The sequence below is a fragment of the Mesonia hippocampi genome (assembly GCF_014197445.1).
Taxonomy (GTDB): domain Bacteria; phylum Bacteroidota; class Bacteroidia; order Flavobacteriales; family Flavobacteriaceae; genus Mesonia; species Mesonia hippocampi.
In genome coordinates, this window is record NZ_JACIFO010000003.1 from 78659 (window position 1) to 105650 (window position 26992).

The window sequence follows — 26992 nt, forward strand, 5'->3', positions numbered from 1 at the left end:
ACAAAGTTATTTTATAAGTTTCTTATTGCTTCTTTAAATTGTCTTCCTCTATCTTCATAATTTTCAAACAAATCAAAGCTAGCACATGCTGGTGATAACAATACCGTATTGCCTTTTTCTGCTATGCTATAAGCCGCATTTACAGCTTCCTGCATAGAGGATGTTTCTAATATGGTATCTACACAATTACTAAAGGAACTTTTAATTTTTTCGTTATCTACGCCTAAACAAATAATAGCTTTTACTTTTTCGTTTACTAAACCTATTAGTTCTTGGTAATTATTTCCTTTATCTACACCGCCTACAATCCAAATAGTATTTTCCGACATACTGTCTAACGCATAATAAGTTGCATTGATGTTAGTTGCCTTAGAATCGTTTATGTATTGTACATTGTTTATTTTAAGCACCTTTTCTAGCCTATGCTCTACTCCTTGAAAGTTTTCTAAACTCTCTCTAATAGTCTGTTTTCTTATCTTTAATAACTTTGCTACAGTAGCGGCTGCCATAGCATTTTTAGCATTATGCTCTCCTTGTAAAGCAATTTTTGTATTTGGCATATGTATGGTTGTTTTTTCTGTTTCTATTATTATATCTTCTGCTTCTATATATGTTCCACTTCCTTTAATGGGTTTTAGGCTAAGCGGAATTTGTATTCCTTGAATGTTATTGTTTATTACATAGTTTTTTATCACTTCATTATCAGAATCATATATAAAATAATCCTCGGCAGTTTGATTTTCTATCAGTCTAAATTTTGAAGCTGTATATTTCTCAAAACTACCTTCGTACCTATCTAAATGATCGGGTGTAATATTGGTTAAAACAGCTATATGTGGTCTGAAAGTTTTTATTCCATCTAACTGAAAACTACTCACTTCTACCACAAAATAATCGGGTGTTTTTTCGGCTACAGCTTTTGCAAAACTTTCGCCTATATTGCCTACTGCTTCTACCGTTAAACCTCCTCTTTTCAGCACATCAAAAATCCACTGGGTTGTGGTGGTTTTTCCGTTGCTTCCTGTTATGGCTATAATAGGAATTTGTGTATGCTGCGCTGCAAATTCTATTTCGGAAATTACTGGAATTCCTTTTTCTTTTATTTCCTTTATTAATTTTATTGTATCTGGAATTCCTGGACTTTTCACCACTACATTTGCAGCTAAAATAGATGCTTTTGTATGCTGATTTTCCTCCCAATTTATAGCATGATGTAAAAGCACTTTTTTATGTTCATTCGCAATTTTACCAATATCCGATAAGAACACTTGATAGCCTTTCTGTTTTGCTAAAATAGCAGCACCTACACCGCTTTCGCCTCCGCCAAGAACTACAATATTTTTCATTACCTAAGTTTTAGTGTTACAATACTGATAATGGCTAACAAAATACCTACAACCCAAAACCTTACTACGATTTTGCTTTCGTGCAATCCTTTTTTCTGATAATGGTGATGTAGGGGTGACATTAAAAATATTCGTCGTCCCTCTCCAAATTTCTTTTTTGTATATTTAAACCAGCTTACCTGCATTACCACCGAAAGATTTTCGATAACAAAAATTCCACATAATACAGGTAAGAGCAATTCTTTTCTTGTAGCAATGGCTAAAACGGCTATAATTCCGCCAATAGTCAAACTTCCTGTATCGCCCATAAAAACTTGTGCTGGATATGTATTGTACCACAAAAAACCAACTAAAGCTCCTGCAAAAGCGGCAATATAGATGGTCATTTCGCCAGATCTAGGAATATTCATCACATCGAGGTAATCTGAGAAAATTATATTTCCCGAAACCCAAGCAAACAAGCCTAAAGCCAATACAATAATGGCCGAAGTTCCTGCGGCAAGCCCATCTATCCCGTCGGTTAGGTTTGCCCCATTAGAAACGGCAGTAACAATAAAAATAACTACTGGAATAAAAATAAGCCACGCGTATTTATAGTAAGCTGGATTAATCCAAGTAATGGCACTGGCGTAATCAAACTCATTATTCTTCATGAAAGGAATAGTAGTTTTGGTAGATTTTTCTTCGTTTTTAAAATTAACCACTTTACTACCTATGGTTTGCTGATGTACTGTGGTATCGTTTGCTTTCTGCTTTACGGTAACATCGGGGTGAAAAAACATAATTGCTCCCACAATAACTCCTAAACCTACTTGCCCAATAACTTTAAAACGCCCTTTAAGTCCTTCTTTATTTTTCTTAAATGTTTTTATATAATCATCTAAAAAACCAATAGCTCCCATCCATAGTGTTGTAATGATGAGCATAATGATGTAAATGTTAGTAACGTCTGCAAACAATAATACAGGGATAAGTGTTGCTAAAATTATAATTATCCCTCCCATGGTTGGCGTTCCTGCTTTCTCGGTTTGCCCTTCTAAACCTAAATCACGAACGCTTTCCCCTACTTGCTTTCGGCGTAGTATATTGATAATTTTTTTTCCGAAAATTGTAGAGATAAGCAACGATAGTATAATGGCCATCCCTGCTCTGAATGATAAAAATGAAAACAGGTGAGACCCTGGGAAGTCATAATTTTTATCTATAATTTCGAATAAATAATATAACATTGGTTAGTTGGTTTTATTATTGGTTGAGTTCTAAAAATTCTTTTATATAATCCATATCATTAAAGTAACTACGTTCGCCATTAATTTCTTGATAGGTTTCGTGCCCTTTACCTGCTATAAGAATAATATCGCCTTCTTTAGCCATGCTTGCTGCGGTTTTTATGGCTTGTTTTCGGTTGGTAATACATAGTGTTTTTTGCTCTTCTGTGGGGGTTATTCCTGTAAGCATATCGTCTATTATTTTATCAGGATTTTCTGTTCTGGGATTATCGCTGGTTAAAATAACTTTAGTGCTGTTTTCTACGGCTATTTTTGCCATAAGTGGTCGTTTTGTGGTATCTCTATCACCTCCACAGCCCACTAAAGTAAATAGTGTTTCATTTTTTGTTCTTATGTCATTAATTGTATTTAATACATTTTCTAATGCATCTGGGGTATGTGCATAATCTACTATAGCTGTAATTTTGTTGGAGGAAATAAAATATTCAAACCTCCCGTCTACAGGAGTAAGTGTGCTTATGTATTTTAAATTTTCTAATTTCTCTACACCTAATAATTCTGCAACAGCATAAATTGCCAACATATTATAAGCGTTAAAACTTCCTATAAGCTTTACCCAAACTTCTTGGTCGGCTATTCTTAAAAGTGTCCCACCAAAACTACTTTCTATAATTTTAGCCTTATAATTAGCATTGTTTTTTAATGCATACGTATAGGTTTTTGCTTTGGTGTTTTGCAACATCAAACTCCCATTTTTATCGTCTATATTGGTTAAAGCAAATGCTGTTTTTGGTAATTGATCAAAAAAAGATTTCTTAACATCTCTATACGCAGAAAATGTGGGATGATAGTCTAAATGATCGTGCGATAGGTTTGTAAAAACGCCTCCTGTAAAGTGTAAGCCATTGGTTCTAAACTGAGCAATACCATGTGAACTTACTTCCATAAAACAGAATTCAACTCCTGCTTCAAGCATTTTACTTAAGTATTTGTTTATGGTAATTGCATCTGGCGTGGTAAGTTTTGTGGCATATATCTCATCGCCTACTTTTATATTTACGGTAGAAATAAGTCCTACCTTATAGCCTAACTTTGTAAATAACTGATAAAGCAACGAGCTTATGGTGGTTTTTCCGTTTGTTCCTGTAATGCCTACCAGTTTTAATTCTTCCGAAGGGTTTTTATAATAATTAGCTGCTAAAATGGCTAATTCTTTAGCCGTATCCTTTACCAGAATATAGGTTATTCCTTCTACTTGAATTGTTGGTAACTCCTGGCAAACTATTGCAATTGCTCCTTTATTAATAGCAGCTTCGATAAACTTATGTCCGTCTATTTTATCGCCAACAATAGCAATAAAAACATCTTCCGTCTCGATGGTACGTGAATCGAAAGTTAATTTATTTATCGCTACCGAGGTATCGCCTACAACGGTTTCTATTTCTACCTTATATAAAAGTTCTTTTAACTGCATTAGCTTGCTTGTAAATAAATAAGTTGATTTGCTTTTACTTTATTACCTTGTGCAACCGATTGTTCTTTTATTACCCCTATTCCTTTGGTTTTCACTTTCAGCCCTAAGTTTTCTAACAAGGATACAGCATCCATAACAGGTAATCCTATTACATTAGGAACAATTGTTTTATATTTTTGAGCTTTTGTGTAATAATCCTCGTAGGCTGTTTCTACTGCTATATTTTTTAGCCCTTTTAAGTTTATACTATCGGTAACAGGTGTATTGGTGTATATTTTTTGTGCTATTTGTTTAAAAACAGGTGCGGCTACGATTCCGCCATAAAAGCCTATGTTTTTATCAGGTTTACTAATTACCACAATACAAGAGTATTTAGGGTTATCTGCTGGAAAATACCCTGCAAAAGAAGCTATGTATTCCGAGTTTTGCCTTCCGCTTCCATAGCCCGTAAGACAAGTTCCTGTTTTTCCTGCCATAGAAAACTCTTTAGAATAAATTCTTGATCCTGTTCCTCTAGAGATTGTATTCTCCATAATTGCCTGTGCTTTTTTTGCTGTCTCTTTAGAACATACTGTACCTAAAATCTCGGGTTTTGTATAATGCTCTACATATTTACTTTTATCTTTTACAGCTCTTATTAAGCGAGGTTTTACCATAATCCCATCATTAGCTACGGCATTATAAAAGGCTAAAGTTTGCAAGGGTGTTTGCAATACGCCGTACCCAAAAGACATCCAAGGTAACGTTGTACCATACCAGTTTTTATCGTCTGGATGCGGAATTCTAGGTTTGCCCTCTCCTTTTATATTAACGCCTAATGTTTTATTTAATCCCATATAATCTAGCCTATCTATAAAAGCTTCAGGATTATCTTTATAACCTTCTGTAATAAAGCGTGAAAACACGGTGTTAGAAGAAACTTCAAAAGCACGAGCAACCGATATTTCTCCATATCCGCCAATACGGGAATCTTTTACTATACGGTCATAGTATTTAATACGTCCATTTTCTGTATCAAAAACATCGCTGGTATCAATTACTTTATCCTCCAAAGCTGCCACTAATGTCATTAATTTAAAAGTAGAGCCTGGCTCATGGGATTCCCAAATGGCATAATTTCTTTTTTCATAATAGGTGCCTTCTGAAGTAACACCTAGGTTTGCCATGGCCTTAATCTCGCCAGATTTTGTATCCATAACCACAACGGTACCATGATCTGCTTTATATTTCTCTAATTGCGCTAACAAAGCATGGTGTGCAATGTCCTGAATATTAACATCTATTGTCGAGACTACATCTAACCCATCTTTAGGTTCTACTTCATTGGCGTCGCTTAACGGTTTCCATTGTCCTTTAGCAATTTTCTGTTTTAACCGATGCCCTTCGCTTCCTCTAAGGTATTGATCGTAAGCCCCTTCTAAACCCGCCTGACCTCTTCCTACGGTTCTTTCACCTATTTTACCTAAAGGAAGTTCTCTAACCGTTTCTTGTTCTGCTATAAAGCCTCCTTTATACGCGCCTAAATTAAAAATAGGAAAATTACGAATCTTGGTATATTGAAAATAATCTAAGTTACGAGCAACAAGAAAATACCTATTCTTATTGGCTCTTGCTCTTCTTAAAGCTGTTTGGTAATACGATGAACTTCTTCCTAAAAGTTTTGATAAACTATCTGAAAGCGGACGCAAGTTCTTATTAAAGTTCTCTTCCGAAACGGTTACTGCATCAAAACGTATATCATACTCGGGAACAGAAGTTGCTAATAGGTTTTGATTTACATCGTATAAATTTCCTCGATTTGCAGGGATTACAAAGTTTTTATATACTGTTTTTTGAGCTAACTCACGGTATTTATCTCCTTCTAAAACTTGAATATTTACTAACTTAAAAACAATAAACAACACCAGCAACAGCATAAGCCCTGCTACTAGATAGAGTTTTTTTAATATGTTTTTTTCTGTAGTCATTTACTATTTATTCCTCTTCCGTTGTATTTAATACTAAGATTTTTTGTGGAGGATTATCTGCTGGCTTTATGCCCATATCCGCCACTCGCTCCTTAATAGTAGATTCCATTTTTAAGGTCATTAACCTTTTTTGCGTATCTACAAATTCACTTCGTAATTCTCGTACTTCTTTATGAAGCTTTGCTATCTCGTGTACTTTACGTTCTGCGCTATGCGAACAAGATATCATCACAATAGCCAGAAGCGTACAAAACAGAATAAAGCGCCAATTTTTAAGTGAATCTTCACTTACAAGAAATTTCCCTTTTAATATGTCGTACACTCTTTTTTTCACAACATTGATATTTACAGCCTCTTTGCTATACGCAATTTTGCACTACGTGCTCTATTATTCTTTTCAATTTCCTCTTTGGAAGGAACAATTAATTGCCCTACTTTTTTAAAAGGAACAGAAATATTTCCATAGAAATCCTTTTCAGGTTGTCCTTCAAATAAACCACTTCGGATGTATCTTTTCACCAAACGGTCTTCTAACGAATGGTAGGAAATCAAACTCAACCTTCCTCCTGGCTCAAGTAAATCTTGTGTTTGCATCAAAAACTCTTTTAATACTTCTAATTCTTGATTCACCTCTATCCGAATAGCTTGATAGATTTGCGCCAACACTTTAAATTCTTTTCCTTTATGCAAAAAAGGCATTAATAAATCTTTTAAAGCAGCACTAGTTTTTATTTCTCCTTCTTTACGCGCTGTTACAATTTCCCTTGCCAATTTCGGAGCATTTTTAAGTTCGCCATACTTATAAAAAATATCCCTTAGCTTGCTTTCCGAGTATGTATTAACCACCAAGAACGCATTAAGGTTATCGCCTTGATTCATACGCATATCTAGCTGCCCATCATAACGAGTAGAAAAACCTCTTTCTGGTTGATCAAACTGATGAGAAGAAACTCCAAAATCACCCAATATCCCATCTACTTTTCGTACTCCATAAAGGCGTAAAAACTTTTTTACATACCTAAAATTGGCTTCGATTAACGTAAAGCGTTCATCTTCTATGCTATTTGCTACAGCATCTTTATCTTGATCAAAAGCATATAAACGCCCTTTATCATTCAGCTTACTTAATATTGCTCGCGAATGCCCACCTCCTCCAAAAGTTACATCTACATAAGTACCTTCTGGGTTTATGTTTAAGCCTTCTACGCTTTCGGTTAATAAAACCGGATGATGGTAATTGCTATTCAAACTCATGATTATCTCCCATTACTTCTTCTACTAAATCAGAAAAATCATCACCTACATCTTCGATGACTTTTTCATACTTTTCTTTATCCCAAATCTCTACAATATTCACTGCAGACGATAACACAATCTCCTTTTTAAGCCCTGCAAAAGCATACAAATCTTTAGGCACTAACAACCGCCCACTGGCATCTATTTCTATCTCTTTTACTCCTGCTGTAAATTTTCTAATAAAATCGTTATTCTTCTTTTTAAACCTATTTAATTTATTAATACGAGCCATAAGAACATTCCATTCTTGCATAGGATACATTTCTATACAAGACTGAAAAACAGAACGCTTCAAAACAAAGCCTTGCTCCAACACTGGCAAAAGCTTTTTTTTAAGCGCAGAAGGCAGTAAAAGCCTACCTTTGGCATCTATTTTACACTCGTATGTTCCGATTAAGTTTACCACAAAAGAGAATTATTAATTCAAAGATATTGATTTTTTCTCCACTTTTCACCACTTTCACCCACATTGTTAATAAGTTTTTATTTTTTAATTAACTATTAACACTTTCATAACCAGCCACAAATACAACTTAAATTCTTAAAAAAAACTCAAATATTCCTTTTACGAAAAAACTTTAATTACTGATTTTCAACACCTAAACAAACTCTTAACCTAAGCTTTTTCTAAAAAACATTTCTACTTACGCAATAATATCTATATTTGTGATTGCTAATCGCAAGTCGGATTAATGAAAAGAGAACTAAAAAAAGACGGAAAATTTAGCTTTGTTGAAATAGGAGAAGGCACCCCTATTGTAATCTTACACGGATTAATGGGTGGCTTAAGTAACTTTGATGGCGTTGCCAATTTTTTTCCTACCAAAGGCTATAAAATAGTAATTCCAGAACTCCCATTATATACAATGCCTTTACTTAAAACAAGTGTAGGCACCTTTGCTAAGTATATTCATGAATTTATAAAGACACGAAATTATGGTAAAGTAATTTTGTTAGGAAATTCCCTAGGTGGACATATTGCCTTAGTAACCACAAAATTATTTCCGGACATTGTAAAAGGTCTTGTTATAACAGGAAGCTCTGGCCTGTATGAAAGCGCTATGGGAGAGAGCTATCCAAGACGTGGAGATTATGATTTTATAAAGAAAAAAGCCGAAAATGTTTTTTACGATCCTAAAGTGGCAACTAAAGAGATTGTAGATGATGTTTTTGCCACTGTAAACGACAGAAACAAACTTGTAAAAACTTTAGCGATTGCCAAAAGTGCAATACGCCATAACATGTCTAAAGATTTACCTAAAATGCATACACCAACATGTATTATTTGGGGAAAACAAGACAATGTTACACCTCCTGAGGTGGCTGAAGACTTCCATAAGCTTTTACCAGATTCTGATTTGTTTTGGATTGATAAATGCGGGCATGCAGCCATGATGGAACATCCAGATGAATTTAACCACTTATTAAACAACTGGCTCTCTAAAAGAAATTTTTAATTTTAGTAATACGCATGAAGATAAGCTCAGCAAAATTTGTTATTAGTAACAGCGATGTAAGTAAATGCCCTAACAGCAGCTTACCCGAGTATGCCTTTATTGGTCGTAGTAATGTGGGTAAATCTTCGTTAATAAATACGCTTACAGACAATAAAAATCTTGCTAAAACTTCTGGAAAACCAGGGAAAACACAGCTTATCAATCATTTTTTAATCAATAATGCTTGGCATCTGGTAGACTTGCCTGGCTATGGTTATGCGCGCGTAAGTAAAAAGGATAAAAAAACCTTCCAAAAATACATTACGCAATACTTTTTAAAGCGCAGGCAGCTGGTTTGTGCTTTTGTTTTGGTAGATATCCGACATGAGCCGCAAAAAATAGATTTAGATTTTATGCAATGGCTAGGGGAAAACCAAATTCCGTTTAGCATTATTTTTACAAAAGTCGACAAATTAAAACCACAGCAAATAGACACTAAACTCCAAGCATACTTTGAAGTTTTAGCCGCTAATTGGGAGGCTCCACCTCCTTATTTTGTCACCTCATCACTACAAAAACTTGGAAAAGAAGAAGTTTTAAATTATATTGGTAGCATTAACCAATCTTTATAACACTTAGTTATGAAAACTTTTTCTTTATTCTTACTTATTACAGTTACTTTTTTTTCCTTTAAACTTAATGCCCAAACAGAACTTAGAACTTGGGTAGATGAAAACGGAAAATCCATTAGCGAAAACGTTTTTAATGAAAAATGGAGAACTGATATCTACTCACGATGGGATTATATCCTTAAGGAGGCTCCAAACTCTTCCGACTCTATAAAAAAAAGCTTACGCATCGCTAAGCTTATTCCCGCTTATACTGCCTCGACAACAAATCATAAAAAGTGGGTTGAATTTTTAAGTACCGAAACCAACACACCTATCAAAACAAATAATACAATAGTTATTAGCTTTATGCATAAAGATGATTTATGCGGAGGTACAAGAAATCATAACACCACTCCTGATAAAAAGCTAAGAGCCTATAAAAACTTTTATCACCCTATTTTTAAGAAGCTTAAAAAGAAAAATCCCGAAGTTACGCCTTTTATGTTTTTTGAAAAAGGAGTGTTTCTAAACACAAGCCTACAAGAAACTCCTTTCTTTTCTGATGAAAAAAATGTTTTAAAAAGAGGCATTTTTAACATTCCTGCACTTTGTGGCTCCTATGCTATCATAAAACCCAACAACCAGATTTTGGTTATTAACGGAGAATCTAGAATTGATTATATTATAGAAGAATACCTCCACAACGAAGAGTATTGGAATACCTTTTTTAAACAATAAGCTATTCCTTTTTAAGCTCTAGTTTTTCGGCAAAATAATCACAAAAATCTTTCATAGTTTCCATCATCTTTTCATCTTGTGTTGCACGGTAATATGTGTTACTCATAGCTACTAAGGTTTGGTGGAAAAACACACGCATTTGGTCTACAGGCATTTCTTTTGTCCATAAATCTATACGTAAGGTTTCTTGTTGTTCACCATCCCATAACGAAAGTAACATTGCTTTAGCATCCGCCTTATCTACGCCTCCATCCTGAGCAGACCACTTAATGTTTTCGGGGATATGGTTTTCGTCTACTTCTACGGTAATTTTTATATCAGATTTTTTTGTACTCATTAGGGTTTTCTAGGTTTAAAATTTGATTGTTTAAATAAAGCTTCTTCATCTAAGACCAATAATTCGGGCAAAGATACAGTATTTTTTTGGGTAAATTGACGTACAATTTGCCAACCTATATATTGCCCTAATTGTGGCGGACTTTCATTATCTAACTGTAAACCAAATTTAGAGAAAGGAGCTAAATTTATAAACCGCTCTTTGAGTTTTGGGTCTGTATCATACAACATTTCCTTTTCTATAAAAAAACGCCAAATCTGGTCTTCATTCGCTTCTGCCCAGGCAAATTGCTCGTCGGTATATCCTATCTTTAGATAATCTGGTGTTTGGGGCAAAAGCATATCTTTTAGGTAGAGTAGTTTGCCATAATACACCATACTCGCCAAGAACGAACGTTTTGTTGCTTTTGGCGTAAATTCTGCGGCATAAGCTCCTGCAACATCTACCAACAACGACTCCTTATTCATCCCTGATTTTATATAAGCAGGAATACCTACGTAGAAATGATGATTTTCGCCTAAATAATTATCTAAGGCTATTAATAATTTATCTGGCGTTACCATTACTTTATTCTTAAAATCAACATCGGAAGTTAAGGTAGTTACCGTTGGGGTTTTAAAGTTAGGGAAATAATACGTTAAGTGCTGAAATAATACTTTTAAATCGTTTTTTTCTTTTACAAAATTTGGATAGGCTTTTTTCACTTCGTTAGAAAGCTCAAGCTGAATGGTATCAGATAACCTATTAACCCAAACCGAATCTGGGAAATGCGCTGGAAACAAGAAAGGGAAATCTTTTTTTAATTCAGGAAGTGTTTCTGGGGTTGCTTCCGAGAAAGCAATATCAAAACGTTCCACATCAAAATCTATAGGGATTTCAGCAATTTCTCGGGCTACTTTATCTTCTTTTTTACAAGCTATAAAAGTTAACAAGAAAGAGAAAACAACTAAGTACTTCATCGGTAAGCTTCTGTTTTATAATTTAAAAATTAAAGACATAAAAATAAAAAACCTTATAATTATTTACACGCATTAAGGTTTTAAGTATCTTTACGTGCTTTCTCTACAAATGTAATTTAAATTTAAACAATGCAAACAGAAAAAGTTGCTACACATATCACAAATTGGCTAAAAAATTACGCAAAAACAAGTAAAGTTAACGGTTTTGTAATTGGCATAAGCGGCGGGATTGACTCTGCTGTTACCTCGGCATTATGTGCAAAAACAGGGCTTGATACCTTGTGTGTAGAAATGCCCATTCACCAAGATAGTAAACAAGTCTCACGAGCAAAAACACATATTGAACAGTTAAAAAATCAATTTCCTAATGTTTCTGATGTTTGTATTGAACTCACTAAAAGTTTTGACAGCCTACAAAACACTCTTCCTATAAGCGATAACATACAAAAATACAACCTAAGCCTTGCCAATACACGCGCTAGATTGCGTATGACAACCTTGTATTACCTAGCAGGAATTCACGGCTACCTTGTTGTTGGTACAGGAAATAAAATTGAAGATTTTGGCGTTGGATTTTTTACAAAATATGGCGACGGAGGTGTAGATATTAGTCCCATTGCCGATTTACTAAAAAGTGAAGTCTATGCTCTTGGTAAAATATTAAATGTTTCCGAAAGCATTATAAATGCAGCCCCAACCGATGGATTATTTGGAGACAGCCGTACCGATGAAGATCAATTAGGAGCAAGCTATAATGAGCTAGAATGGGCCATGAATGCATACCTTCAAAACAAAACCCCTAATGATTTTGACGGAAGAAAAGCCGAAGTACTTAACATATATACGCGCCTTCATCATGCCAATTTACACAAAATAAACCCAATTCCTGTTTGTAAAATCCCTCAAGAATTTAAATAATTTTATTCCTCAATAAACTGTGCTAGCTAAAAAAACAAAATACGGAATTAAAGCGCTTACCTACTTATGTAGTAGAAGTAACAACGGGCCTATCCCTATTTCGGTTATTGCAGAAGCGGAAAATATTTCGCATAAATTTTTAGAATCCATTTTATTAACACTCAAAAAAGGCGGAATTCTAACTTCTAAAAAAGGAAAAAACGGTGGCTATTATTTCCTTAAAAACCCTAAAGATATACCTATGGCAGAAATTATACGCTTATTAAGCGGACCTATCGCTATGGTTCCTTGTGTTAGCCTTAATTTTTACGAAAAATGTGATGACTGCCCAGACGAAGCTACCTGCGGAATAAATCGTCTAATGCTAGAAGTAAGAGATAGCACACTAAAAGTACTTAAACAAAAAAGCCTCTACCAACTAACACAAGAAATAAATAAGTAAAAACTTCCATTTTCAATCACTTCCATTTTACTGATAGCAGAAATCAAATTCATAAATTTTAATTTTTCTATGGTTGAACACAAAAATAAAACTAGCTTTGTAAACCCTACTAAACCGATAGGATATATATATTATGTTATTTGATCATTTATATAACAACCGAAAAGAAAAAAAACAACCCAAAGAAAAAAACGAGAGCCATTACAGAAGCATGGTAAAAGCCATCTCTTGGAGAGCCCTAGGCACACTAGATACCATACTTATCTCTTGGCTAATCTCTGGAGAATTTTCTATCGCTTTTTCTATCGGAGCCTTCGAATTACTAACAAAAACATTCCTCTATTATTTCCATGAGCGATTATGGAGTTTAACAAAATGGGGAAAATAACTACTATGAATTTACAAGAAATCAACACGTCCTTAGAAAACAAAACACCAGAAGAAATTGTAAAATGGGCATTAACCCAAGGCGTAAAACCCGTTATCACCACCAATTTTAGACCCTACGAAGCTGCAATACTTCACCTTGTTACAAAAATACACCCAAACATAAGTGTTATTTGGTGCGATACAGGCTATAATACCGATGCCACTTACAGGCATGCAAAAGAACTAATAGAAAAACTTATTCTTAATATAGATGTCTATGTACCAAAACAATCGGTAGGTTATAGAAACGTCACACTTGGCATTCCTGAAGTTGATACACCAGAACATAAAATATTTAGCGAACAAGTAAAACTAGAGCCGTTTAAACGTGCGATGAATACACACCAACCCGATGTTTGGTTTACAAATTTAAGAAAAGGCCAAACAAATTATCGTGATAAAATAGGTATTGTATCTAAAGGTGCAGATGGAATTTTAAAAATAAGTCCTTTTTACCATTACACCGATCTAGATTTAGACAATTACCTGCTCGAACATAGCCTTCCTAACGAAAAAAGATATTACGACCCCACAAAAGCATTAGCAAATAGAGAGTGTGGCATCCATCAATAAAAAATGAACTATGAATTTAAAAGTAAACAACAATCCTTTAGAAGATGAAGCTATATACATTCTGCGCGAAGTTGCAGGGCAGTTTGAGAAACCTGCCATTCTATTTTCTGGAGGTAAAGATTCTATCACCCTAGTACGGCTAGCACAAAAAGCATTTTATCCTGCCAGAATCCCATTTCCTTTATTACACATTGATACTGGGCATAATTTTCCCGAAACCATTGCCTTTCGTGATAAACTAGTTAAGGAATTAGATTTAGAACTACATGTACATTACGTACAAGACAATATAGATGCGGGAATTGTAAAAGAAGAAAAAGGAAAATACGCTAGCCGAAACAGTCTACAAACAGAAAGCTTATTACAAGCCATAGAAAAACATGGTTTTGACGCTTGTATTGGAGGAGCCCGAAGAGACGAAGAAAAAGCAAGAGCAAAAGAAAGGTTTTTTTCTGTACGAGATGATTTTGGACAATGGGATGAGAAAAATCAGCGTCCAGAAGTTTTTGATATGCTTAACGGCAAAATAGACTTTGGACAAAACGTTAGGGTTTTTCCTATTTCTAATTGGACAGAATTGGATGTATGGAGCTATATACAACAAGAAAAAATAGCCATTCCTAGCATCTATTTTGCCCATAAAAGAAAAGTTTTTGAACGTGACGGACTAATTTGGTCGGCACATGATGAATATGTGTACCGAGAAAAAAACGAACTCGTAACCGAAAAAATAGTGCGTTTTAGAACCGTAGGAGATATGAGCTGTACCGCCGCTGTCGAATCACTTGCTTTTACTATAGACCAGGTAGTGGAAGAAATTAAAAATTCTAACCTATCTGAACGCGGAGCTAGGATAGACGACAAAAGATCTGAAGCTGCAATGGAAAAAAGAAAACAACAAGGCTATTTTTAAGAAAAAGGAACAAACCATTATGGAAAACAATAAAAATAAAGTGCTAAAATTAAGTACCGCAGGAAATGTAGACGACGGAAAATCTACACTAATCGGGCGCTTACTACACGATACCAACTCATTACCTAAAGATAAACTAGACGCTATTAAACAGAGTAGTAAACAAAAGGGATACGATTATTTAGACTTCTCCTTAGCTACCGATGGACTTGTTGCGGAAAGAGAACAAGGCATCACTATAGATGTTGCCCATATTTATTTCTCTACACCAAATCGTTCATATATTATTGCCGATACGCCAGGGCATGTTGAGTACACCAGAAATATGGTTACAGGCGCTTCTACCTCGCAAGTTTCAATTATTCTAATAGATGCCAGAAAAGGCGTTACCGAACAAACAAAAAGACATTTTTTTATAAATAATCTTCTACAAACAAAAGATATAATTGTAGCGGTAAATAAAATGGATTTAATCGATTATAATCAAGAAAAATATCAAAACATTATAAACGATTTTAAAACCTTAGCAGCACAAGTAAATTACAAAAAAAGCAATATTACCTATATTCCTATTAGTGCTTTACATGGCGATAATGTAGTAAACACCTCTCCCCAAATGAAGTGGTACCAGGCAGAAACACTACTTTCTTATTTAGAAAATTTACAGCCTAAAAATAACACGACTAGCGCTAGTGCTCGTTTTCAAGTACAAACGGTAATACGCCCAAAAAAAGAAGAGTTTCATGATTTTAGAGGCTTTGCAGGAAAGCTTAAAGGAGGAGAACTAAACGTTGGTGACTCTGTAACTATTTTACCTTCGGGGAAAACATCTAGCATTAAAACCATATCTTTTTTTAACCAAGCATACTCAAGTGCAAGTGCTGGATCTGCTATCACAATAAGCTTACATGACGAGGTAAATGTATCACGAGGCGACTTAATTGTAAAGTCAGACCAGCTTCCAAAATCGGCAAAAAACATAAAAGCTAACATTTGTTGGATGGACAATCAGGCGCTAACAGCGGCTTCAACATACTTTCTTCAACATGGCGTTAAAAGAGTAAAAGCTAAAGTAAAAAATATTCTACATAAAATAAGTATAGATAACTTTAGCCAGATTGAAACAAGCGATGCCTTAACCATGAATGAGTTTGGAAATATTGAAATTCAACTTGCCCAGCCTTTACATTATGATGCTTATGCTGAAAATAAAGAGAACGGCGCTTTTATTCTTATCGATGCTAAAACAAACACTACTGCTGGCGTAGGTTTTATAGCATAACCCAATAATGCTAGGGCGTGTTTTTATAAAACTCGTCCTAGTTTTTTTGCTATTACCGTTTCTAAGGCTTTATAATCCATTGTTTCCATAATAATTTCTTCATGGTGTAATTCGGGGTTGTCTTTTACCTTTTCTAGAAGCTCATTTACCTTTTGTTTTATAAGGAATAAACGTAAATTCAAGATGGTTTCATTTACTTCTCTGGGTTCTAATTCACTCTTGTTTTTTACGTAAATTTCTTGGTCTTCCCAACGGTGTAATTGCTCGCGTTCTTGTTGCATTAATATGCTGGTAACCTCTTGTGCTTCGGCAGGAGATAAATCTTGTATAAAACTATCTACTTTTAGTTCACCTTTAGCCTGAAAGGTTTCCATAATTTTATCATATAACACTTTAAAGTCTGGATGTGTAAACTTTATTTCGTCTTCCTGAAGGTCTAAATAAACTTTTTCGTACACTTTTGCCTCTTGGATTTCAGGTTCTAAAAAAACTTCGCCCTCATCGGTTAATTTAAAAGCAAAATCCTGAAACTCGCTAAGTATATTTCCATAACGCAATAACAAACTAATTATATTACGCTCTAAGGCATGCTGCCGATTAATACGCGGTTTGGCCTCCTGAAGTTTCACCACTTCCATAGGCTGAGGCTTAGGCTTGGTAACATCTGATTTTTGTTTCCCCGCCATAAGTTGCGCTAACGAACTGTAGAGTATTTCTTCCGAAATATCCATCAATTTAGCACATGTTTTGATGTAAACTTCTTGCTTTATAGCATCAGGAATTTTAGAGATACTCCCTACCATATCCCGAATGGTTTCTGCTCGTTTTATCGGGTCGTTTTGTGCTTCTTCAACCAACAATGAAGCTTTATATTGAATAAAATCTTGAGCATTCTCATTTAAAAAAGCTTGTATTTGTTCCTGATTATTTTTTTTGGCAAAACTATCTGGGTCTTCTCCTTCTGGAAAAGCACATACCTTTACGTTTAAATCTTGCTCCAATATCAAGTCTATCCCTCGTAAAGAAGCTCGCATTCCTGCCGCATCACCATCAAAAAGTACGGTAATATTGTTGGTAAGCCGCTTGATTAAACGTATTTGCTCTGGTGTTAAGGCTGTTCCTGACGATGCTACCACATTTTCTACCCCACGCTGATGCAGCTGGATAACATCGGTATAACCTTCTACCAAATAGCAAATATCTTGCTTGGCTATGGCTTGTTTTGCAAAATAAATACCGTATAGAATTTTACTTTTATGGTAAATATCGCTTTCTGGAGAATTAAGGTATTTAGCAGCTTTTTTAGTATTGTCAAGAATACGCCCGCCAAAACCTAATACCCTCCCCGACATGGAGTGTATAGGAAACATTACTCGACCTTTAAAGCGGTCGAATTTTTTTTCCTCTTTGACAATTGTAAGTCCTGTTTTTTCTAAAAATGTTAACTGATAGCTTTTTGAAAGCGCTTCTTGCGTAAATGCTTCCCACTGGTCTGGAGAATAACCTAATTGAAACTTCTGAATGGTTTCTGTAGTAAACCCTCGTTCTTTAAAATAGCTTAAACCAATGGCTTTACCTTGACTTGTTTTTAAGAGTTGATTAGAAAAATACTCGGCTGCAAATTTATTTACTAGATAAAGGCTTTCGCGTTCATCGGCTATTTTTTTTTCTTCGTCTGTTTGTTGAGTTTCCTCTATTTCAATGGCATATTTTTTCGCCAAGTATTTAATTGCTTCGGGGTAACTAAAATGTTCATGCTCCATTAAAAAAGCAATTACATTTCCTCCTTTGCCACTACTAAAGTCTTTCCAGATTTGCTTAACAGGCGAAACCATAAAGCTAGGAGTCCGTTCATCGGTGAACGGACTCAAGCCTTTTAGGTTACTTCCTGAGCGTTTAAGCTGTACAAAATCGCCTATTACTTCTTCCAAGCGTGTTGCTTCGAAGACTTTATCGATGGTTGTTTTTTTAATCATTTATCTTCCCCTGAATTTCAACTGCTGTGTTTTATTTAACTCTACAGAAAAACAGACCAAAAATAAACAAAATTCAGTGCTAAATAAAAACTAGTTTACTTTTAAATTTAACTGCTCAACTTCCACCTTTGTTTCTAAAACGATAATCCTGAAAGGAAACTTTACCGCTGCGGTGTTTGGTAAATTAGCTTGTAAAGTTTCTTTTGCTTCTATAGTCAAAGCATCTCTACATAAACTTATTTTGTTTATTTCCAAACTATTATACCTGTCATTCTCTATATGATGTGAAATTACTAAAACACTTTGATTGGTAAAATCTACCGCTGGTATTTTACGTCCTGGCTTTATGGTTCTTCCTAAATAAGCATATACTTTTGCCAACTCTAACTGACTATTTATAAGCTTAACCTTGTTTATGTTTAAATCTTTTACAGGATCATTTAATTCAAGTAACGATTTATAAGCGATACTTTTTTCTCCTTTCCAACTAGCACAAGCGGTAAAGAAACATAGGCTACATACTAAAAAAAATAACCGCATTATTCAATAATTATTTTTTCTACAAAATTTGTTTTTGCATCTTTAATCTTCATGATGTACAATCCTTTTGTTAGGAAAGATAAATCTATTTTAGAAGGTAACTGCTTCAAGTTGTTTTCTATATAAATTAATTTTCCTGTTAGGTCATAAACTTCTAGGCTTGCATTTCCTTCTATTGCGGTATTTGTATAATCTATGTGAAGCTGACCTTTACTTGGGTTGGGGTAAACACTTATTTTTGCTTGCTTATCTAAATTATATGTATTAGTGCTTAAAGCTTCTTCTGTACAAATTTCTAAAGTTGCTGAATTTAGCATTCCTGTTTCTCCTCCATCTAAATTCCAAACATAGAGCTCCCAAACACCTTGCATATCTTCTCCATAATAATCTGCTAAATTCAAGTTAAGAGGTTCTACACGTTGCCCTGTTAAATCTCCGCAATGCATAGGTAGAGATTCTGCCGCTTCTTGATCGAAAGTTACCTTAAGCGAGCCGTCTCCGTAACAGTTTCCTATAAAAATCATTTTATCTGAAGTTGCGTTTCCTCCTGGAGCTACAAGTATCAAGCCTAAGTTTCCTATATTTCCGTGTGTAATATCTACGGTAAGGTTAAGGTCTGTAATTGTTCCACTTTGAGGTACTGAGAATGATGTAGACACAGCTTGATTTGAGGTCGCTCCTATCGCTACTGGTGCTCCTGTATAATTATTACAATACTGCGGAGTAATTATATTTCCTATTGTAAATTTAGGACTTGCTGCCAAGAATACATTATCAACTGCTTCTATAATAATAAATGCACCTTCTGTTTCTTGGTTTGGCAATGTAATATTCTCTTGTCCATCATTAGCAGTATTGGCTAACAATGTTGTAAAAGTTTCACCGTTATCTGTAGAGATTAATATATTTACCAATGTGGTATTTACAGGAGCTTGATTGGTATTTGCCACATCCCAAGTAAGGTTATGCTGATTTCCTGCTACATAAGCATCTGTTGAGCTAATAGAAGTAACTGCAAAAGGTCCTGCTGTTTCTACTACTTCCACCTCTGTATAATCTAAAGCTATTTGCCCACCTACAGGATTATTATCTCTTGCTGTTACTACAAAAGACATTGTTTTACTTACATCCGATGTCATTTCCCATGTACTATATAATTTTCCTTTTAAGATTTTTTCTAATGAAGGAAAGTATCTTTCTGGACTTTCTGTGTGAGGAAAAACTTTATAGCTAGGTGTAATCTGATTACCTGCTAACGTTGGACTTGGATATGAATAATCGTAAGGATTAGAGAAATTACTATCCGATTGCTCCCATGAATAGGTAAGCACATCGCTATCTGCATCACTTCCTTGCGCTGTTAACTTAAAAGCAGTTCCTTTTGGAATTGTATATGACATTCCTGCATCTACTATTGGAGCAATATTGGTTAATGGTGTCTCAACAGCACAATTTACACTTTCAACATAATTTGTTATTTGAAATATACTTGCAAACGAGAATTGCGCTTCCGATTGTTTTTGCACATCATAATAAAAAGTTACTCCTGCATAGCCCATAATGGTATTACCACTTCCTGGCTCTACATTAACTCCTGTATATTCTGTTCTTGAAAAAGTATGATTAGCTCCAAACATGTGTCCTAATTCATGAGCTACTAGGTTTACCGCAAAATAATAGCCATCTGGTGCTGCAGACCCTCCTGTTCCTGCATAAGCTCCGCCTTTTGTATTATCTACACAAACAGCACCTATGCCACTAGCTTTCCCACCTCCAAGACGACCAGAAAACAAAATACCTACATCATAATTTGCCTCTCCGATAACATTGGTCATTTCTGGTTGAATTTCATATTCAATATTTCCTTGGTTTCCTGTAAATGGGTCGGTTAATCTGTTGGTGTAAAATAAATCGTCTGTGTTTGCAATTAATTCTAAGTGTATACTAAGGTCATTTTCATATATTGGGTTTATAAAACTTAGTACATCGTTAATACCTCCTAGAATTAAAACAGGATCATTGTTAAAAAGTTGGCTATATTCTCCATCGGTTGCTACCGCTAAGCGGTAAGTTCTCATAACACCATCTGAAGTAACGCCCATTTGCGATTGCGTGTTAAAAACCGCCGCTTGTACACTTTCCTCTACATAACATTGTAAAGGCGATGCTGGCTGAATTTCTTCTGCTCGCTTTACTTCATAAGTATTAGAGTTTTCTATTGGTTGTATAATGCTTGTTCCTTTATCGCCTATTACAGAAGCTTTTATTCCTGTCTGCGTTAAAGAAATGCTTATCTTTTCGGATGGATTATTTACAGCATAACCTCTATATGATTTTATAGAAGGGTATTTAGCAGCTAGCTCAGGACTAAAGTTAGAAAACTCTTGCACCTTATAGGTTACTAAATTCCCTGATAACGATGGAATTTGTATTTCTGTACTTTCTGGAACTATACTTGTAATAACTGTGCGAAATTTAGCTATATTAAGTTGAAATTTTACCGATTGTGTGGATATAGCTGAAAAATTAGCATTACTTACTTGCCAATAATCTTGTTTTTCCTGTGCCCATAAAGACATGCTTATACAAAACAGTAAAAGAGTTGCAATTTTTTTCATTAAGTAAAGTTTAAGTTATGAGGCTGCAATTTAAGATTTTTTTAATACTATTCCACAAAAAAAGGACACCAAACGGCATCCTTAACATATTTAGCTTGTTTATTTTAATATAGAGAAAATCGTAACCCAGCCGATATATTATGCTCCTCATTAGGATTATCTCTAAACAATGTATTGCAATCGTACTTTACAAAAACGGTTAACCAATCGTAACCTATATAGCCACTTAATCCGTAAATAAAATTATTGGTATTATAACTTTCCTTATGCTTGGTTTTTCTGCTGTTTCCGTTTTCTTTATACTTTAATTTCTGAACCGTATTAAGGTTTACTCCTGCATAACCTCCTAATCCTATTTTAAATTTATCGTTTAAAAAATAAGCTTTACTACTGTTATAAGCTACTTTAGAAGGTCCAAATTCGATATGAAAAGGAATTACCAAATTATCCATTCTCAATTTAGCCTTTTTTAAATGATGAGGAAACTCCTCTAATACTGTCTGCTCATCTTTTTCTACAAAATAGTTGTTTTTTTCTGGCTTTAAACCGTTAAACTGAAATGAAAGTCCGTATTTAAACCGTACCAAACCTTGCTTTCCTAAATTTGTCTGAAACTCATAACCTAATTCAAAATACTTGCTTCCTCCTATTTTATAAGGAGACTTATCTAAACCTCCATCTTCTTGGATAGCATTGTTCAAACCGAAAGATAAAACAATTCCCGACTGCGTTCTTTTTGGGATAGAATCTCGAAGTACCATATCATCATCAAATATGATAGAATTAAAATTCACTTCCACATGCCTTCTACCGCCATCCATATTGCGCTCTAAATACGCAATACTTTCATCTATTATATTAAGTTTATTTTCTATATTCAATGCATGCTTTTGGGCTGCTTGCTGTTTTAGGGTTTCTGCTTCTTCTGGAGTTATCTCATTTTTATCTAAACGCGCTTGAATTAATATAAATTTATCTTTTAAATGTTCTTTTTCTTCTTGAGGGATTTTTGTTCTTTCTTCTTTTAATTTATGAATTTGCTTTTCTTGCTCATTATAGATAGTTGCTTGAAATTGTGCATAAAATTGGATAGGAAAAACAAACACACAGAATAGAATAATTACTTTTTTCATAACGTTAGTTTTTGTTAATAAGGTTTTTATTTGTTGATTTTTTTGATATACTGTTTACTACTGTAGATTTTAATTGAATAATTCTTTGCTCTAACCAATGGTTTATTTTTGTTGGTATTGATGGGTTTACAGTTTCTTCCACATCTTTCTGTAATAATTGCGCATCTACATAATTACTACTTCCAAATAATATTTTTTGTGCCCTCACCTCTATTTGTGCTTTTTTGAGGTATGAGTTTACTGTTTTTTCTAACTCCTCCTTATTTATTACTTCTTTAAAGGTATTTTCTATGGCAATATTTTTTGTATGAATATTTTTATCTAGTAATATAGGTGCAACCTTTTTTAGGGCTTGTTTATTTTCTGCCTTTTTACTTTTTGCAACAATATTTTGTTGGGGCTTACGTCTTTCTTTATCAATTTCAACAAGTTCTTTATTTACTTTTTCATCATGAGTTTTCTTTTGTGTTTCAACTATAATTGGACTTGTACTTTTTATAGGTATATGTTCTTTTTCTGAAATAGGATTAGTTTGTATACCTAACACAAAAACAAGTAGCACAACCACTGCAGCGGTTATTCCTGTAAAATAATATTTCCGCCGTTGTTTTGTTTTCTTTTTAGCTAATGCTTTTTCTAGATTTCCCCAGCTATCTTGAGCTGGTTGAATGCTCCGCTCAAGAAAATACTCTTTTATATTATTGTCTATTTTATTCATGCAATAGTTTTTCTTTACTTCCTAAGGCTTTTTTTAATAAATTACGTGCTTTAGCTAATTGAGATTTTGATGTTCCTTCTGCTATACCTAGCATCGCTGCTATTTCCTTATACTTGTACTCCTCTACTACATAAAGTAAAAACACCATTTTATATCCATCGGGCAACGCATCGATTGCATATTGTATCTCGTCAGAAACCTCTTGTTGGTTTTCTTCTGCTTTATATAGTTTATGTAACGGAAAATCTTCTGTTGAATAAAAAGGTTTTTTACTACGTAAAAAATCTATAGCTTCTCGCGTCATAATTACACGTAGCCAAGCTTGAAATTTACCTTTATGGCGGTAATGTTTTAAATTACAAAACACTTTATAAAACGCACTTAACATAACGTCCTCTGCATAATGCAGGTCCTTCACATACATCCTGCAAAGGCTTAGCATTTTAGGCGCATAAGTATCAAACAGTACTTTTTGTGCCTTAGCATCACCATTAGCTGCAGTAGCTATAAGTTTTTGCTCGCTTTTTTTATTATGTAGACGAATTATTTTCACGTTTTTAAAAGGTCTCTACTTTTATAAACGATGTTTTATTAAAAAGGGTTGCCTAGAAAAGCATAAAAATCACTTTTTTCTGTCTATAACGTAAGTCATCATCAATAAAAGTGCTTCTTTATATGGAGAATCAGGGTATGACAATAATATTTCTTGAGCTTCTTGCTGATATTTTTTCATTTGTGTTACAGCATAAGTTAATCCACCCGCTTGCTTCACAAAAGCAATTACCTCTTTTACTCTTTTTTTATTTGTATTATGATTTTTTATCGAATTGATAAGCCACCTACGGTCTTTCTCTGAAGCTTGGTTTAACGCATAAATCAATGGAAGCGTCATTTTTTGTTCCTTAATATCTATACCTGTTGGTTTACCTATTTTATCTTCCCCATAATCAAATAAATCATCTTTTATTTGAAAAGCCATGCCTATAAGCTCTCCAAATTTACGCATACGCTCTACATGCTCAGTATTTGGTTTTACCGATGCTGCTCCTAAACTACAGCAAGCAGCAATTAAAGTAGCTGTTTTTTGACGGATAATATCGTAATATACCGCCTCTGTAATATCTAATTTTCTAGCTTTTTCTATTTGAAGTAATTCTCCTTCGCTCATTTCACGCACAGCTACCGAAATAATCCTAAGCAAATCAAAATCACCATTATCTATAGAGAGCAACAAACCTTTAGACAATAAATAATCGCCTACTAAAACGGCTATCTTATTTTTCCACAGTGCATTTATAGAAAAAAAGCCCCGTCGGCGGTTACTATCATCTACAACATCATCATGCACTAAGGTTGCTGTATGAATTAATTCGATGACCGATGCCCCCCGATAAGTACGTTCATTTACTTCTCCCGAAGCCACCATTTTAGAAACCAAAAAAACAAACATCGGACGCATTTGTTTTCCTTTACGGTTTACTACATAATGGGTAATTCTATTTAAAAGCGCAACTCTTGAAGACATTGCAAGAGAAAACTTTTTTTCAAAAAGTTCCATCTCATATTTTACTGGTGCTTTTATTTGCTCTATTACTTTCACAGACTACAAATATAGTGATTTTAGGCGGTATTACATATAGGATAACTTCGGCTATTTTATCATATCCTTATAAAATTTAACAACCAACTATTTGGATAATTAAAAATAAGTGTTAAATTTACATCATCATTAAAATAAACAAAACAAATAACTTATGAAAAAAATTACACTAGGTATTGTAGCTTTATTTGCTGCTTTTACACTAAATGCACAAACAGATTGTGCTAATGCTGAAGTTATATCTGTAGCTGCAGATGCTAGCACCACTATTACTAATGCCAATGTAAATGGAACACCTGCTGCTCAAGGCTGTGTAACGGCAGAAAATGCAAGTGCTCAAAATGGAGTATGGTATTCTTATACACCAACACAAACCTTAATGGTTACTGTAACATCTAACACTCCTGCAGATCCTGCAGCAGATTATTTTGCAACATTAAGTGTTATGGGTGGAACATCTTGTTCTGACTTAACCTGTTTAGATGCAGACTGGTACGGAAACAACAACAAGCCTTATGCTGAAGTTACTTTCGCTGCTACTGCAAATCAAACTTATTATATATACTTTGATGACTTATTCAGTGTTTTAGGAAATGGTAGTACAGGACCTTTTGATTTTACGGTAACTACTAGCTCTAATGTTCCTGTAGTTCCAGGTGCTGTTTCTAACCCAACTCCTGCAGACGCTGCTACTGCTGTTGCTTATTACGAAATGACAGACAGAGATGGTGCTACTGTTACTGCTGTAGATTTTGCATGGGATGCTCCTACAACTGGAGATACCGCAGATGGTTACAAATTTGAAATGGATACTGACCCTAACTTCGGAAATCCTATTGCTGGTACTTTTGCTTCTAATGATATTGAAGGATTACATTTACCTGGTCAGAACTATTTTACTGCAAGTACTACTTATTACTGGAGAGTAACTCCTTTCAACCAAGGTGGTGATTCTACAGACACTGTTGTTGTTTGGTCTTTCACTACAGATAGTCAATTAGGAGTAGAAGATGTTATCGCTAAAGCTTTCACTCACTACACTAGCAACAACAACTTATTTGTTGAAGGTGAGTCTGTAATCGAAAACGTAAAAGTTTACAACTTATTAGGACAAGAAGTAGCTTCTCAAGCTGTTAACAACACTAATGCTCAAGTAAACATCGCTAACTTACAAACTGGTGTATATATCGCACAAGTAAAAGTTAACGGAGAGACTAAAACTTTCAAGTTTGCTAAAAAATAAGAATATAAAAACTTATTAATATTCTAAAAATCCCTGCAAACTGCAGGGATTTTTTTATATCTATTGTTTTGGATTCAGCAGCTCATATCACTAAGCTTTACTTTTAAAACAAAACCTATAAGAAACACATTTCGCAAAGAAGTTATCACATTATACTAAACAACACATAAAGAAGTCTCGTTACATTTTTAGTAAAAGCACAAAAACTTTTACTAGAAAACTTATATTTATCCAACCGTAAGTTTTCTAAACAATTCTTCTAGATTTTCATGCTTTTGGTGTAATTGCAATATTTTAAGTCCGTTATCATGAGCAAAATCAAAAACAGCAGAACGCATATCGGTTGTGGTAGAAAAAGATAATTCATACAAGAACCCGCCTACATTCACAGCTTCTAGCAAATGCTCTAGCCGTTGTAAGGCAACAGTTTCTACACGATAATCAAATTCTACGCGTAATATTTGCTCTTCTGAACCTTTTAAATCTGCTAACTTTTTATCCGTTACAATACATCCTTTATTAATAATTACCACACGCTCACAAAGAGCCTCGACCTCTTGCATAATGTGTGTAGAAAGAAAAATAGTCTTCTCTTCTCCTACTTTTTTAATTAAATTTCTAATTTCTACCAATTGGTTAGGATCTAAGCCTGTAGTAGGCTCATCTAAAATTAACACCTTAGGGTCGTGCAGAAGTGCAGCTGCTATTCCTACTCGCTGACGGTATCCTTTAGAAAGTTGCTCTATTTTTTTATTAGCTTCCGGGGTAAGCCCTGTAAGTTGTATAACTTCCGCTATGCGCTTTTGGGGAACTCGGTGTATTCTTGCTAAAAAATTAAGATATTCTCGAACATACATCTCAAGATACAATGGGTTGTGCTCTGGCAAATAACCTATTTCCTGTTGCACTTTTTTTATTTCGTCCTTTACACTATTTCCATTTATAAAAGCCTCTCCTTTATTTGGAGTAATATAACCTGTAAGTATTTTCATCATAGTTGATTTCCCCGCTCCATTAGGACCTAAAAAACCTACAATTTCTCCCTTTCCAACGCTAAAGGAAACATCATTAAGTGCCTGTTGATCACCATAATATTTTGTTATATTTTTCACCTCTATCCCCATATCTGTAAATTTTTATAAAAGTAGCTAATTTAAGTATAAATAAGTGTTTTGAAAAAGAAGCCATTTCTTAAATTTAAAATTAGTTGTTAA

At 34.4% G+C, this 26992-nt stretch carries 27 protein-coding genes; 10 read left to right on the forward strand and 17 right to left on the reverse strand.

Annotated elements, in window-relative coordinates; all coding sequences use genetic code 11:
• Positions 1–11: 11 nt before the first annotated feature.
• Genes murD through mraZ form a run of 7 tightly spaced genes read right to left on the reverse strand, consistent with a single transcriptional unit; the run spans position 12 to position 7718 of the window.
• Positions 12–1346 (reverse strand): UDP-N-acetylmuramoyl-L-alanine--D-glutamate ligase, encoded by a 1335-nt coding sequence (gene murD / locus GGR32_RS04580; protein WP_183476928.1) that lies wholly within the window; start codon positions 1344–1346, stop codon positions 12–14.
• Positions 1346–2575 carry a phospho-N-acetylmuramoyl-pentapeptide-transferase gene (gene mraY / locus GGR32_RS04585; RefSeq protein ID WP_183476930.1) on the reverse strand — a complete coding sequence of 410 codons (1230 nt, stop codon included), beginning with the start codon at positions 2573–2575 and terminating at the stop codon, positions 1346–1348. Before mraY ends, murD begins: the two co-directional genes overlap by 1 nt.
• Before the next feature lie 16 nt (positions 2576–2591).
• Positions 2592–4049 (reverse strand): UDP-N-acetylmuramoyl-L-alanyl-D-glutamate--2,6-diaminopimelate ligase, encoded by a 1458-nt coding sequence (locus GGR32_RS04590; RefSeq protein WP_183476932.1) that lies wholly within the window; start codon positions 4047–4049, stop codon positions 2592–2594.
• Complete coding sequence (locus tag GGR32_RS04595; protein WP_183476934.1) at positions 4049–6016, reverse strand: penicillin-binding protein; 1968 nt, start codon at positions 6014–6016, stop codon at positions 4049–4051. The genes GGR32_RS04590 and GGR32_RS04595 overlap by 1 nt, the downstream gene beginning before the upstream one ends.
• Before the next feature lie 7 nt (positions 6017–6023).
• Complete coding sequence (locus GGR32_RS04600) at positions 6024–6350, reverse strand: FtsL-like putative cell division protein (protein WP_183476936.1); 327 nt, start codon at positions 6348–6350, stop codon at positions 6024–6026.
• Positions 6351–6361: 11 nt separating this feature from the next.
• Positions 6362–7270, reverse strand: a complete 909-nt coding sequence (gene rsmH / locus GGR32_RS04605; protein WP_183476938.1) for a 16S rRNA (cytosine(1402)-N(4))-methyltransferase RsmH — start codon at positions 7268–7270, stop codon at positions 6362–6364.
• A complete protein-coding gene (gene mraZ, locus GGR32_RS04610) occupies positions 7257–7718 on the reverse strand; it encodes a division/cell wall cluster transcriptional repressor MraZ (protein WP_183476940.1) in 462 nt (153 codons plus the stop codon). The genes rsmH and mraZ overlap by 14 nt, the downstream gene beginning before the upstream one ends.
• A 286-nt stretch (positions 7719–8004) precedes the next feature.
• On the opposite strand from mraZ, the gene GGR32_RS04615 reads away from it, so the two are divergent.
• Genes GGR32_RS04615 through GGR32_RS04625 form a run of 3 tightly spaced genes read left to right on the forward strand, consistent with a single transcriptional unit; the run spans position 8005 to position 10097 of the window.
• Positions 8005–8769, forward strand: coding sequence for an alpha/beta fold hydrolase (locus GGR32_RS04615; RefSeq protein ID WP_183476943.1), 765 nt, complete (start codon positions 8005–8007; stop codon positions 8767–8769).
• A 14-nt stretch (positions 8770–8783) separates the two neighbouring features.
• Positions 8784–9380, forward strand: coding sequence for a ribosome biogenesis GTP-binding protein YihA/YsxC (gene yihA / locus GGR32_RS04620; protein ID WP_183476945.1), 597 nt, complete (start codon positions 8784–8786; stop codon positions 9378–9380).
• Between the two features lie 9 nt (positions 9381–9389).
• A complete protein-coding gene (locus GGR32_RS04625) occupies positions 9390–10097 on the forward strand; it encodes a hypothetical protein (RefSeq protein WP_183476947.1) in 708 nt (235 codons plus the stop codon).
• 1 nt (position 10098) lies between these two features.
• Here the strand turns inward: GGR32_RS04625 and gldC are convergent, their stop codons facing one another.
• Entirely contained in the window at positions 10099–10434 is a 336-nt protein-coding gene (gene gldC / locus GGR32_RS04630) for a gliding motility protein GldC (RefSeq protein ID WP_183476949.1), read from the reverse strand.
• Complete coding sequence (gene gldB, locus GGR32_RS04635) at positions 10434–11393, reverse strand: gliding motility lipoprotein GldB (protein ID WP_183476951.1); 960 nt, start codon at positions 11391–11393, stop codon at positions 10434–10436. Before gldB ends, gldC begins: the two co-directional genes overlap by 1 nt.
• 129 nt (positions 11394–11522) lie before the next feature.
• Between gldB and nadE the strand changes: the two genes are divergently transcribed.
• The 6 genes from nadE (at position 11523) to GGR32_RS04665 (ending at position 15950) form a co-directional block, all read left to right on the forward strand.
• Positions 11523–12311, forward strand: coding sequence for an NAD(+) synthase (gene nadE, locus GGR32_RS04640; RefSeq protein ID WP_183476953.1), 789 nt, complete (start codon positions 11523–11525; stop codon positions 12309–12311).
• Between the two features lie 19 nt (positions 12312–12330).
• Positions 12331–12753, forward strand: coding sequence for an Rrf2 family transcriptional regulator (locus tag GGR32_RS04645; RefSeq protein WP_183476954.1), 423 nt, complete (start codon positions 12331–12333; stop codon positions 12751–12753).
• A 133-nt stretch (positions 12754–12886) separates the two neighbouring features.
• On the forward strand, positions 12887–13141 hold the full coding sequence (locus GGR32_RS04650; protein WP_183476956.1) for a DUF2061 domain-containing protein: 255 nt from the start codon (positions 12887–12889) through the stop codon (positions 13139–13141).
• A gap of 5 nt (positions 13142–13146) precedes the next feature.
• Entirely contained in the window at positions 13147–13755 is a 609-nt protein-coding gene (locus GGR32_RS04655; RefSeq protein WP_183476958.1) for a phosphoadenosine phosphosulfate reductase domain-containing protein, read from the forward strand.
• A 10-nt stretch (positions 13756–13765) separates the two neighbouring features.
• Positions 13766–14668 (forward strand): sulfate adenylyltransferase subunit CysD, encoded by a 903-nt coding sequence (cysD, locus tag GGR32_RS04660; RefSeq protein WP_183476961.1) that lies wholly within the window; start codon positions 13766–13768, stop codon positions 14666–14668.
• Positions 14669–14687: 19 nt separating this feature from the next.
• Positions 14688–15950 carry a sulfate adenylyltransferase subunit 1 gene (locus GGR32_RS04665; RefSeq protein WP_183476963.1) on the forward strand — a complete coding sequence of 421 codons (1263 nt, stop codon included), beginning with the start codon at positions 14688–14690 and terminating at the stop codon, positions 15948–15950.
• Positions 15951–15973: 23 nt separating this feature from the next.
• Here GGR32_RS04665 and dnaG read toward each other — a convergent pair whose 3' ends face one another.
• From dnaG to GGR32_RS04700, 7 genes are all read right to left on the reverse strand, one after another.
• Positions 15974–17926, reverse strand: coding sequence for a DNA primase (gene dnaG, locus GGR32_RS04670; RefSeq protein ID WP_183476965.1), 1953 nt, complete (start codon positions 17924–17926; stop codon positions 15974–15976).
• A 90-nt stretch (positions 17927–18016) separates the two neighbouring features.
• Positions 18017–18466: a hypothetical protein gene (locus GGR32_RS04675; RefSeq protein WP_183476967.1), complete on the reverse strand. Its 450-nt coding sequence runs from the start codon at positions 18464–18466 to the stop codon at positions 18017–18019.
• Positions 18466–21084: a zinc-dependent metalloprotease gene (locus GGR32_RS04680; RefSeq protein ID WP_183476970.1), complete on the reverse strand. Its 2619-nt coding sequence runs from the start codon at positions 21082–21084 to the stop codon at positions 18466–18468. The genes GGR32_RS04675 and GGR32_RS04680 overlap by 1 nt, the downstream gene beginning before the upstream one ends.
• A gap of 104 nt (positions 21085–21188) precedes the next feature.
• On the reverse strand, positions 21189–22217 hold the full coding sequence (locus GGR32_RS04685) for a hypothetical protein (protein WP_183476972.1): 1029 nt from the start codon (positions 22215–22217) through the stop codon (positions 21189–21191).
• 4 nt (positions 22218–22221) lie between these two features.
• The gene (locus GGR32_RS04690) at positions 22222–22935 is read right to left on the reverse strand and encodes a hypothetical protein (RefSeq protein WP_183476974.1); all 714 of its coding nucleotides are present in this window, start codon (positions 22933–22935) and stop codon (positions 22222–22224) included.
• On the reverse strand, positions 22928–23488 hold the full coding sequence (locus GGR32_RS04695; protein ID WP_183476976.1) for a sigma-70 family RNA polymerase sigma factor: 561 nt from the start codon (positions 23486–23488) through the stop codon (positions 22928–22930). The genes GGR32_RS04690 and GGR32_RS04695 overlap by 8 nt, the downstream gene beginning before the upstream one ends.
• Positions 23489–23557: 69 nt before the next feature.
• Positions 23558–24535, reverse strand: coding sequence for a polyprenyl synthetase family protein (locus tag GGR32_RS04700; protein WP_183476978.1), 978 nt, complete (start codon positions 24533–24535; stop codon positions 23558–23560).
• A gap of 154 nt (positions 24536–24689) precedes the next feature.
• On the opposite strand from GGR32_RS04700, the gene GGR32_RS04705 reads away from it, so the two are divergent.
• Positions 24690–25778 (forward strand): T9SS type A sorting domain-containing protein, encoded by a 1089-nt coding sequence (locus GGR32_RS04705; RefSeq protein ID WP_183476980.1) that lies wholly within the window; start codon positions 24690–24692, stop codon positions 25776–25778.
• A 227-nt stretch (positions 25779–26005) separates the two neighbouring features.
• Here the strand turns inward: GGR32_RS04705 and gldA are convergent, their stop codons facing one another.
• Positions 26006–26902, reverse strand: coding sequence for a gliding motility-associated ABC transporter ATP-binding subunit GldA (gene gldA, locus GGR32_RS04710; protein ID WP_183476982.1), 897 nt, complete (start codon positions 26900–26902; stop codon positions 26006–26008).
• Between the last annotated feature and the right edge of the window lie 90 nt (positions 26903–26992).

Coding starts and splice junctions, on each gene's coding strand:
- murD (WP_183476928.1), bottom strand. CDS start 1,346: ATGAAAAATATTGTAGTTCTTGGCGGAGGCGAAAGCGGTGTAGGTGCT.
- mraY (WP_183476930.1), bottom strand. CDS start 2,575: ATGTTATATTATTTATTCGAAATTATAGATAAAAATTATGACTTCCCA.
- GGR32_RS04590 (WP_183476932.1), bottom strand. CDS start 4,049: ATGCAGTTAAAAGAACTTTTATATAAGGTAGAAATAGAAACCGTTGTA.
- GGR32_RS04595 (WP_183476934.1), bottom strand. CDS start 6,016: ATGACTACAGAAAAAAACATATTAAAAAAACTCTATCTAGTAGCAGGG.
- rsmH (WP_183476938.1), bottom strand. CDS start 7,270: ATGAGTTTGAATAGCAATTACCATCATCCGGTTTTATTAACCGAAAGC.
- GGR32_RS04615 (WP_183476943.1), top strand. CDS start 8,005: ATGAAAAGAGAACTAAAAAAAGACGGAAAATTTAGCTTTGTTGAAATA.
- yihA (WP_183476945.1), top strand. CDS start 8,784: ATGAAGATAAGCTCAGCAAAATTTGTTATTAGTAACAGCGATGTAAGT.
- GGR32_RS04625 (WP_183476947.1), top strand. CDS start 9,390: ATGAAAACTTTTTCTTTATTCTTACTTATTACAGTTACTTTTTTTTCC.
- gldC (WP_183476949.1), bottom strand. CDS start 10,434: ATGAGTACAAAAAAATCTGATATAAAAATTACCGTAGAAGTAGACGAA.
- gldB (WP_183476951.1), bottom strand. CDS start 11,393: ATGAAGTACTTAGTTGTTTTCTCTTTCTTGTTAACTTTTATAGCTTGT.
- nadE (WP_183476953.1), top strand. CDS start 11,523: ATGCAAACAGAAAAAGTTGCTACACATATCACAAATTGGCTAAAAAAT.
- GGR32_RS04650 (WP_183476956.1), top strand. CDS start 12,887: ATGTTATTTGATCATTTATATAACAACCGAAAAGAAAAAAAACAACCC.
- GGR32_RS04655 (WP_183476958.1), top strand. CDS start 13,147: ATGAATTTACAAGAAATCAACACGTCCTTAGAAAACAAAACACCAGAA.
- cysD (WP_183476961.1), top strand. CDS start 13,766: ATGAATTTAAAAGTAAACAACAATCCTTTAGAAGATGAAGCTATATAC.
- GGR32_RS04665 (WP_183476963.1), top strand. CDS start 14,688: ATGGAAAACAATAAAAATAAAGTGCTAAAATTAAGTACCGCAGGAAAT.
- dnaG (WP_183476965.1), bottom strand. CDS start 17,926: ATGATTAAAAAAACAACCATCGATAAAGTCTTCGAAGCAACACGCTTG.
- GGR32_RS04675 (WP_183476967.1), bottom strand. CDS start 18,466: ATGCGGTTATTTTTTTTAGTATGTAGCCTATGTTTCTTTACCGCTTGT.
- GGR32_RS04680 (WP_183476970.1), bottom strand. CDS start 21,084: ATGAAAAAAATTGCAACTCTTTTACTGTTTTGTATAAGCATGTCTTTA.
- GGR32_RS04685 (WP_183476972.1), bottom strand. CDS start 22,217: ATGAAAAAAGTAATTATTCTATTCTGTGTGTTTGTTTTTCCTATCCAA.
- GGR32_RS04690 (WP_183476974.1), bottom strand. CDS start 22,935: ATGAATAAAATAGACAATAATATAAAAGAGTATTTTCTTGAGCGGAGC.
- GGR32_RS04705 (WP_183476980.1), top strand. CDS start 24,690: ATGAAAAAAATTACACTAGGTATTGTAGCTTTATTTGCTGCTTTTACA.
- gldA (WP_183476982.1), bottom strand. CDS start 26,902: ATGGGGATAGAGGTGAAAAATATAACAAAATATTATGGTGATCAACAG.